Genomic DNA, 7,375 nt, shown 5'->3' on the forward strand with positions numbered 1-7,375 from the left:
AACCAAATCTAGTATTTTAAATCCAATTGAAGGCAGGGAGTCCTGAATGGCAAGGCCGAAAGCGAAGGAACTCACCGCCCGTGAGTTAGAAGTAATGCACATTTTCTGGGACCGGAATCAAGTGGATCCTGCCATTGAGTTGACCGTTTCTGATGTGCGCGACGCGATGCAGAAGGCGGGGCGCGATTTAGCTTATACAACTGTGGCGACCTTAGTACGAATTCTGATGGAGAAGGAATTCCTCAATCAAACAAACGAAGAACGACCTTTTTTGTACCGAGCTGTCCGGTCCTTCGATGAAGTTTCCGGAAATATGCTGGGGGAGATGATTCAAAAGGTGTTCGGCGGATCTCGAGAAAAACTGCTTATGCGCCTGATGGAAGAACGGAAGCTTACGTCTAAGGAACTCAAAGCTATTGAAGACATTTTACGGGAGAATTCCTGATGCATGAAATCGGTGTGAGTGTAATCTGGCTCAGTTTTCAAGTGACGATTGTTGCGGTAGCGTCCGCTTTATTATATTTAGCCGTGCGTCGCAGGGGGCCCCTCCTGCGGTCACTTGTTATCTCTTCTTCCATGTTGGTCGTCCTGCTATTGGCTGCGCTGGCTTTCAGTCCCTGGCCTCGCTGGGGAGGCGAAGTAACACAACAGTCCAACAGCCCTGAAATACAGGTGCCGTCTGACGGAAAGAAAACCAGTTTAATAAGTGATATTCCCGCACCAGACAGGGAAGCCATCAAGTTGGAATCCGTTTGGAGTGCTGCGTGGGGAGGTTTTGTAGACGGACTCAAGCGGCCACAGCCTGTAGCAGATCAGGATGAAGCGCTTACATGGCCTGCCCTCATCGGAATTCTGTTTCTGGTAGGAGCAACATTTGGATTGATGCGTCTCTGTATTGGTTATCTCTTGTTGAGAAGGGAAATACAACATTCCGATTCATTGGACAGGACTTCTGCTCGGGAACTCTTAGATGGTCTGTTGCTGGAAAGAAACAAGAGATCATCGGTTCGGTTACTGGAAACGAAACGATTGGCGACCGCGGCAATCATTGGATGGTGGCGACCGGTCATTCTACTGCCTCACACTTGGAAAACCTGGTCTTCTGGTCAATTAAGGGCTGTATTGACTCATGAATTGGCCCATATTGAGCAAAGAGACTATTTGTCAAATATTTCTGCAGAGATCTGCCGGTCCATCCATTTTTATCATCCATTAATGCACTGGCTGGTATCGCGTCTGAGATTAGAACAGGAGCTGGCGGCGGATGCGGCAGCGGCACAATCAGCTGGTGGTGCTGAACCTTATTTAGTTATTCTTGCAGAGATGGCGATGGAACAATCCAATCGAAGTGTATTGAGTCCGGCACGTGCCTTTTTACCAACACAGTCGACTTTTTTAAGGCGAATTGACATGTTAAAAGACAAAACACCATTTCGGGCTACTGTGTCTCGTACTGCTCGTGCCATTGCGGTCACGTCTGTTTTGCTAGCGGGGATGTTAGCTGTTGGGATACGTGGTGAGAGCGTTAGTATCGCCCAAAATTCTCCTTTTGGGTTTGGAAATTCCGGAGAGACAAAAAAAGGTGAGCAAAAATTTCGAATCGATTTTGTTCCCAATAATGCCCTGGCAGTGTTCGCGATACGACCTGCAGATATTCTGGCTAAGAATTCAATGAAACCAATTCGCAAACTCATTGAGCGGGAAGATTACAAGCATGAACTATTTATCTTTCTTGGACTGAAACCTGCAGAAATAGAGATATTAACTGCCGTTATGTTTCCATCGGGTCCGTCGAGTGTTGCGTTTGTAATTCAATTGAAACAGCCAATTGATCGAAACCAATTCCTGAAGAATATGCCCGGGAGCAATCCCGTTGAAATCCAATACCTGGGAAAAAACTATAGCAAACTTGGAAATGATTGTTTGATGTTTCTTAGTGACACGACGTTGATTTTTACCGAACAAGAGCAGTCGATGCAAGAAATTCTCAAAACACTACAATTAGGCGGAACGACTCGTTGGGCTAAGCAATGGCAAGCTGTTGAGAATGATTCTGTGGCTGCGCTTGTTGATATTCAGGTGGCACGGGCGATCGTCGGGGACAAACAAGCTCAGGTTGCTGCTGCAAATGCACCAATATTGGGACTGATTTCACCCATTTGGGAAAATACAGATGTGGCTTCGTTAGGCTTGAGTTTCAATAAAAATTTCTCACTGAATTCTACATTGTATCAGGAGAAGAACGGTGGAGGTGTCAAGGATACACTAGACGCTCTGCTGATACTTGCTAAAAACATGCTTGGTCAAATGAAACGTGGTGTAAAAAGTGACAATGTCGAAGAGCGGTTGGCGTTGATGTCTCTCATCAATGTTGCCGAGAATGTGCTGAAATTAACTGAAGTAACCCGAAAGGGGGAAAATGTCAGATTGACCACTGCAATGCCAGAAGATTCAATTGTTCCCATGGTCTCGATGCTTGTTCCTGCGATCATGGAATCACGCGAACGAGCGCGACGCATGCAATCGATGAACAACCTCAAGAAAATTATGCTAGCATTACACAATTACTACGATATTCACAAGCACTTCCCACCTGCCGTTGTGTTGGGGCCAGATGGAAAAACGCCACATAGCTGGCGGGTGGCAATCCTGCCCTACCTGGATCAGCAGGCATTGTATAATGAGTATCACATGGATGAACCATGGGATAGCGAACATAATATGAAAATTGCTAAGACAATGGTTCCCGTATTTCATAACCCGAATGATGATGGGGCTGTAACTAACGCATCCTACTTTGTGCTGGTTGGCGATGGTACGGCATTCGGTAACAAAGCAGGCTTGGAATTTCAGAAGGTCACCGATGGTACCTCAAACACCATTGCCGTGGTTGAAGCCAAGCGAAACATACCGTGGACAAAGCCCGAGGACATTCCATATGATGGTAAAAAAATACCAAAACTGGGTGGCTTTCAACAGGGCGGTTTCAATGTCGGATTGTGTGATGGCTCAGTCCGATTTATCTCAGACAATCTCGATCCCAAGATGTTACGCAACTTGCTTATTATCAACGATGGGAATGTTGTTAATTGGGATTGGTGAGTTTTGCGGTTTTTGTAGTGGCACGATAGATAGAGTGAACTATATTGCCGCACGCATTCCATATGACAGCGGGTTCTCAAATAAGAATTACTTTCGCAAGGTCATATTTCCGGACATCAGAAGTGCAGAGATTCATTGGTTTGCGACAGAGACATGGCACTCAGGTGAGAATTCAGAGAGTTGAATACCGCAATTGAATTCAATCTTCGGATAAGACTGACATCAGAGTTTAACGCGACCAGGTGCTTCTGCTGGTGTTTCAAACGCATCAGGCGTTCGGAAGGGATTTTCTAATGGTTCCGTTTGTGTTTCATTGACGGGAAAAGTGTTTGTATCATCAAACCCGACTGGTGCTGGTTTCCACTGCGGTTCTTCGTTTGAATTATCTGACCAGTTTGGCTCCTTCAATTCTGCAATGCGCGAATTAATGCGAGCGGGACGTTTGTGCGTCGCGGCTTGCTGAGGAGGGAAGGAGGCCCCCAGATCCATAACCGGATAGCCGGGAATTTGAGGTAAGCCCCAGACTTCAGTGGGAACGCCCGTGGGATTGACATCGATATTAGCCATCGTCATTGTGAGAACAATTCCCGCTTGTGGCCAATCAAGCTTCACCACATGTGGAAGAATTGCTGAAGAATTGTTACAAACACGATACTCACCCAGAGTCGCTGTAGCGATGCGTTGTCCCTGACTGTCATACAAAGATTGTTCAATTATATATCCAGTACACAGATTCACAACCAGTATCTTTTGAACGAGTTTGCCGTTTGGTAACAGGCGATCGGAAATCAGTTTGATATTCGGTGAATTCTGACCTTCTTTTTGGATGGAAAGTTCTTTTTCATTGAGTGGTACCACGCGTAACGCTTCGAGTAACCAGTCTGGTTCAAAGGGAATATTTAATTGAGAGCCCATTGACTGGTATTGGTCGTGCCTGACAGTAAAGATTCGTTTTTGTGGATTTCGTTTGACCCAGAACCAGAAGCGATCATCATTGGATCCAAAGTCAACTTCTGCTCCTAGAGGTGAGCTGGCACGTAATCGGAAGCGTTTCGGTTGTTCGACCGCTAGCATGGCATTTAAACTGATTGGAATACCACCTGATTGCCGGGCTCGAATTTTCACATTGGAAGATTGCCAACCATAGACACCATTGGTCTGAGAATTCAAATGATTGATAATTTGAGTGTAACTGGGGTTAGGGGGTAAGACGCAGACAGGTGCTTCTTGCGGCAAAAAATTCCGCATGGAAGAGCAGGATGCAAGCATGATCAGAAAGAGTAATACGGCAGCAAATTTTGTGACTTTCCAAAGTCGGCAAAATATCTGCTCGAATATTTTCATTTCTGCTCTTCCCTGAACATTCAACATATTTTAGTGATCCATCACGGGGACATACCCCTTATTCCCAGTCTTCCAGAAATTGGGAATTCAGTTGTTGCTGTAGTTGTTCGACTTCGGATTCATCCAGATTCTGGTCTCGTATTTCAAAACTTCCTTCGCCATGAGTTCCCGTCAATTGAAGATACGATGCCTCATCTTCGTTCCGAGAGCCGTCCAGCTTTAATCGACGCTTTTGCACGAGAAATAAAGCGAGAACGTAAAGAAATTTTTCCTGTACCTGGTTGGGAGATTCATATAATTGCTCAAAATATTGCATTAACGCATCAGGGTCGATTTTTTTAGGGCCTTGTGTTGCAGGTTCGGGAACCTGCAACTTCCATTCTCCTACCGCACTTTCGGGAGGTCCATCCCAGGCATCTTCTGAATAATCGAGCCTGACTAACTGGCCATTTTCTTCAACGATAATCGAATGAACCGTTTCGCCGGGAACAAATTCCTTACCAGTCGCTGAACAGGTTTTTCCCAAAGGCTTTAAATGATAATCCATTGAAAAAACTCATACTCAGAATTCGTGAACACGGTAGAAATTGGATTTACAGGCAGTCTCGATTATCGCGAGCGAATCGTAGACTATAACTCGATTTAGCTCAAGGTGATTCTGGCGTGGGCCTAAGAAATATTCTCGTGCGGAACAGCGGGGTCTAGGTTCATTAAGGTGTTGTTTCATATGGGGTTATGAACCACTGAAGAATTGGCTTGAAGAACCACCTTCATTGACGATGGGAATTTCAAGCAGAGCGGCACACCGTGGGCAATGACCGGCGTAGACAGTTCCGGAATGGTTGACGTAGATTTTAGAATACACATTACAGCATTTGAAATGTACACCGACAGAAGGCCGTTCTGTTCGATGAGAGGCATTCTGGTCTGTCATGAATGACTCCGAAAAAAAAGAAGCGGAAACCTTGAATGAGTTTCCGCTTCTTTATAAAAAACTGGAGTTTAGATCAAGAGCTTATTTTTGTCCGGCCAAAGAGATGATGGCACGTGCTCGTAGTTGATCTCGTTCTCGGGCATCGCATTGATCGTCGCCGATCGCAGGGCGGGCAAGGGCTTCCTGCAATTGTTGTTCAGCTTCAGCGCCATTCAATTCGCTGACGGGAACTGCCTGTTCGGTTAAAACAGAAATCACATTTCCCTGAACCTGTAGAAAACCACCATCAACAAAGTAACTGCTTTCAGATCCGTCTTCCGTTCTAAAAACGAGTTCACCATAACCCAGACGACCTACCATGGGCATGCGGCCTGGAATGATCCCAATTTGCCCGTCAAATAACGTGCAGCGTAGACTCTGGATCGATTGATCTAACAGAGTCGTTTCCGGGGTCACTACTAAAAGACGAAATTCTTGAGCCATTGGTGCTCTAACCACATTTAAAAACAGGAATTCAGATTAAATTTGCGTTCGGAAAATTGTCCGGCCACACTTATATTGATGCTTTTGGGTGTTTTATTCTTCTGCCATTTTCTTGGCTTGTTCTTCTGCTTCTTCGACCGAACCGACATACATGAAAGCGGCCTCGGGCAGATGATCCCACTTACCCGCACAAATTTCTTCAAAGCTGCGGATCGTATCTTCCAGCGGTGTAATCTTACCTTCTTTACCCGTAAAGACTTCAGCGACAAGGAAGGGTTGTGATAAGAAGCGTTCGATACGTCGGGCACGATGCACGATGAGTTTGTCTTCTTCACTTAATTCATCAACACCCAAAATTGCGATAATATCCTGAAGTTCACGATAGCGTTGCAGTGTCTGCTGAACTTCACGAGCCACTCTATAGTGTCGCTCACCAACATACTGTGGGTCGAGAATTCGACTGGATGATGCTAATGGATCAATGGCTGGATAAATCCCTTTTTCGGAGATTTTTCGTTCCAGATAAATGAAGGCATCCAAGTGAGAAAACGCTGTTGCAGGAGCTGGGTCAGTGGGGTCGTCTGCAGGCACATAAACGGCTTGCACACTGGTGATGGCTCCATTATTCGTAGAAGTAATTCGTTCCTGAAGTTCCCCTAATTCGGTTCCCAATGTTGGCTGATATCCTACAGCACTTGGCATTCGTCCCAGTAACGCGGAGACTTCACTTCCTGCCTGTGAGAAGCGGAAAATGTTGTCAACGAAGAGCAGGGTGTCTGTTCCTGTTGTATCACGGAACCATTCTGCCATTGTCAGAGCAGAAAGAGCAACACGCAAACGTGCTCCCGGAGGTTCATTCATCTGGCCAAAGACCATACAGGTCTGTTCGATCACAGAGCGATCTGTTTGACCGATTTTCGTTTCCTGCATTTCCAGCCAGAGGTCGTTTCCTTCACGAGTTCTTTCACCCACGCCCGCGAAAACAGAATAACCACCATGGGCACTGGCGATACGAGCAATCAATTCGGTTAGAATCACAGTTTTACCCAAACCGGCTCCACCGAACAGTCCCGCTTTACCACCACGCACAAAGGGTGTTAACAGGTCAACCACTTTGATACCTGTTTCGAACAATTCGGTCTTGGCACTCAGGTTTTCCAGCAAAGGTGGCTTGCGGTGAATGGCCCAGCGTTCGTCAGTTTTTACTTCGCCACGACCATCAACGGGTTCACCCAACAGGTTGAAGACGCGTCCCAAGGTTCCTTTTCCCACAGGAACAGAGACCGATGAACCGGTGTCGGTAACATTCATTCCGCGGACCATACCATCTGTTGATGACAAGGCTACGCAGCGGACACGACCGCCGCCGAGGTGCTGTTGCACTTCGCCTGTGACATTGATTTCGGTTTCTTTGGTTGTTTCTTTTACAGTCAAAGCGTTGTAGATTTCCGGGAGCTGATTTTCGGGGAATTCAGCATCAAACGTTGATCCAATGATCTGTGTGATTTTACC

The 7,375-nt window shown here is 46.2% G+C and carries 6 protein-coding genes; 2 read left to right on the forward strand and 4 right to left on the reverse strand.

The annotated features are described in order from the left end of the window. The first annotated feature begins 46 nt into the window (after positions 1–46). Together Q0668_RS03705 and Q0668_RS03710 are read left to right on the forward strand one after the other, a co-directional pair. Positions 47–445, forward strand: coding sequence for a BlaI/MecI/CopY family transcriptional regulator (locus tag Q0668_RS03705; RefSeq protein WP_298860048.1), 399 nt, complete (start codon positions 47–49; stop codon positions 443–445). Beyond that, entirely contained in the window at positions 445–3,102 is a 2,658-nt protein-coding gene (locus tag Q0668_RS03710; protein WP_298860049.1) for a DUF1559 domain-containing protein, read from the forward strand. Before Q0668_RS03705 ends, Q0668_RS03710 begins: the two co-directional genes overlap by 1 nt. Before the next feature lie 222 nt (positions 3,103–3,324). On the opposite strand, the gene Q0668_RS03715 is transcribed toward Q0668_RS03710, so the two are convergent. The 4 genes from Q0668_RS03715 to atpD all read right to left on the reverse strand — a co-directional run. Further along, positions 3,325–4,446, reverse strand: a complete 1,122-nt coding sequence (locus tag Q0668_RS03715; protein WP_298860050.1) for a hypothetical protein — start codon at positions 4,444–4,446, stop codon at positions 3,325–3,327. Between the two features lie 58 nt (positions 4,447–4,504). After that, positions 4,505–4,993 carry a hypothetical protein gene (locus tag Q0668_RS03720; protein ID WP_298860051.1) on the reverse strand — a complete coding sequence of 163 codons (489 nt, stop codon included), beginning with the start codon at positions 4,991–4,993 and terminating at the stop codon, positions 4,505–4,507. 468 nt (positions 4,994–5,461) lie between these two features. Further along, positions 5,462–5,863 (reverse strand): F0F1 ATP synthase subunit epsilon, encoded by a 402-nt coding sequence (locus Q0668_RS03725; RefSeq protein ID WP_298860053.1) that lies wholly within the window; start codon positions 5,861–5,863, stop codon positions 5,462–5,464. Between the two features lie 93 nt (positions 5,864–5,956). After that, on the reverse strand, positions 5,957–7,375 hold a 1,419-nt coding region (atpD, locus tag Q0668_RS03730), incomplete at its 5' end, for a F0F1 ATP synthase subunit beta (protein ID WP_298860055.1).

The organism is uncultured Gimesia sp. (assembly GCF_937910335.1).
GTDB lineage: Bacteria > Planctomycetota > Planctomycetia > Planctomycetales > Planctomycetaceae > Gimesia.